Below are 2,262 nucleotides of genomic sequence, written 5' to 3' on the forward strand. Positions count from 1 at the left end.
AGCCAGGCATCAAAAAGTCATAAATAGACCACAATTCGGTAAGATTATTTTCCACCGGAGTTCCTGTAAGGGCAAGACGATGTTCAGCTGCGATTTTTTTGATGGCATAAGTGCGTTTGGCATTAACATTTTTTATATTTTGAGCTTCATCCAGGATTATCCAGTGAAGTGTTTTATCTTTAAGAATATCCATATCGTTTAAGACTACCGTATAAGAAATGATAAAGAGTTTCACATTTGGGTTCTGAAGCAGTTGAATACGAGTTTCCTTATCTCCTTCCACAATGAGATAGGGAATATTAATATGGAATTTATCTATTTCTGCAGCCCAATTATATAACAGAGTTTTAGGACAAACCACCAGACTTTGTGTGTTTTCTGGAGCATTCTGAATGGCAGCTAAAGCTTGAATAGTTTTTCCCAGACCCATTTCATCAGCCAGAATTCCTCCCAGGTGATAATATTCCAGCATCTTTATCCAGGCATAACCAGCTTTTTGATAACCACGCATAACAGTTTGCAGATAAAGTGGAAGGGGTTCAGTGTGTTCCAGATGTCCACGTTTTAAGTCAATTCCCAGTTGGGTGAGAAAATCATCTCCCAGCACCCGAAATGCTGGATTTTCTTGCATATAACGATGATAATAGGGGAGCTCTATCAAGCGTGCACGATAGACATTATCGGCAAGTTTATCACTGTGTTTAATTAATCTGGCACTTTCTAAAAAGACCTCAGGATTAACGATATAAAGGATTCTTCCATCTTTGGTATGCAGGAATTCTTCCTTAGAACGGAAGAAGCGATTGAGTTCTTCATAGGTGAAATTTAAGTCCTTGTAAAAATAAGATATTTCATAACTGAACCAATCTATTTCCTCACTACGTCTGGCTTTGATTTCCACCTGCAGGTCAACCTTTTGAATAAAATATCCTCGCAATTCTGGAACTATTTCCAGATCCCATTCTGGAGATTCCAATTCAAATAGACTTTTACGAAGTTTATCCAGACCTTCTTCACCTTCGTAGACAAGTTGGGAATATTGTTCCAATCTACTCTTATTAGCTTCCGGGAGTTTTTCAAAGAGTTCTTTTGCCTGGTCAAAGATGTGAGGTGGTATATAGAACCAGGCATTTCCTGTTTCTTCCTCCGAAATATAGTCACTACGGATTAAAGGTGCTTGAAATCGGATAGTGGAAAGTGGTATTTCCAATTTTTGACCTTCTTCTGAATAGGGAGAGGGATATACAAGTTTTCCTTCCAGAATATAATTTGCTCCCATCGGAAAAACCTTGAACTTTATTCTTGGTTCACTGCTGATAATTTCAGGAAGCTCTATGGAAGGGTCTAAGTCAAGATATATGCCTTGCTTATGCAACTGTCTATGAACAACTGTGCTCCAGTAAATTAAATCTTTGGCACTAATCAAAAGAGCTTGATTGAAAAGTAGGTCTATGCTTTCATTACTTAAAGGAAGATACACAGGACGGACAACATTACGAAAGAAGAGCCTGGTGGGATAACCTGAATACACAGCAGAAAGCTCATCTATAATAATTGGATAAACCCGATAATTAACTTTTCCAGCAGGCTCTATGCGTAAACTCAAAGGATAGGGTTCTGAACTAAATTTGAGAGGTTCACCCGTTTCCCGAACTTTGAGTTTACCATTTAAAGCCTGAAGATAACCCAGAGCATAGGGGAAATCTTTTTTGTAAAGAGACCAGAACTTTGCTTTGGAGCTATAAGCAGCTTTATTGACATTTAGAAATCTGAAAAGTGCTTGCTCGGTATCAGTAAATACTTCCAGTTGTGCTAAAAGGTCCTTCTTTTCCTGTTCTGTAATACCTTCTATATCAGCTCCGGCTTGGATTCTCATCAATAAAGCGATATTAAGTGGTTCATAACTATCGTGATAGAACCGAACTTTATCGGTATCCGGGGCATATATTCCTTCAATCTCCAGAGCTGCTTTAGAATATGCCTCCAGCCATTTTTCTCTTCCCCTTAAAACTGTTCCATCACAGGTCTCAACTGCTGGTTGTTCAAATATATCTGTCCTCAGATTCAGATAAGCATAACGCAAAACAGAAAGGTAGTGTCTACAGCTTTCATCATCCTTGCATTCCTGACAATGATGATTTATAATTCTCTGACTTTCAGGGTCATAGACTACATCCAGTTGAGTATTGAAAAACTCTTTTTTATCCGGAGTGGCAACAAAATGAATATGATAGCATCCCTTCTCATCTATGGATTGCCAGT

Annotated in this window: 1 protein-coding gene; it reads right to left on the reverse strand. The window is 38.4% G+C overall.

Features of this window, described 5'->3' with window-relative positions:
* Positions 1-2,262: DEAD/DEAH box helicase (locus E0946_RS07095; protein ID WP_133201768.1), on the reverse strand; the 2,262-nt coding region annotated here is incomplete at both ends.

The sequence above is a fragment of the Candidatus Syntrophosphaera thermopropionivorans genome, assembly GCF_004353895.1.
GTDB lineage: Bacteria > Cloacimonadota > Cloacimonadia > Cloacimonadales > Cloacimonadaceae > Syntrophosphaera > Syntrophosphaera thermopropionivorans.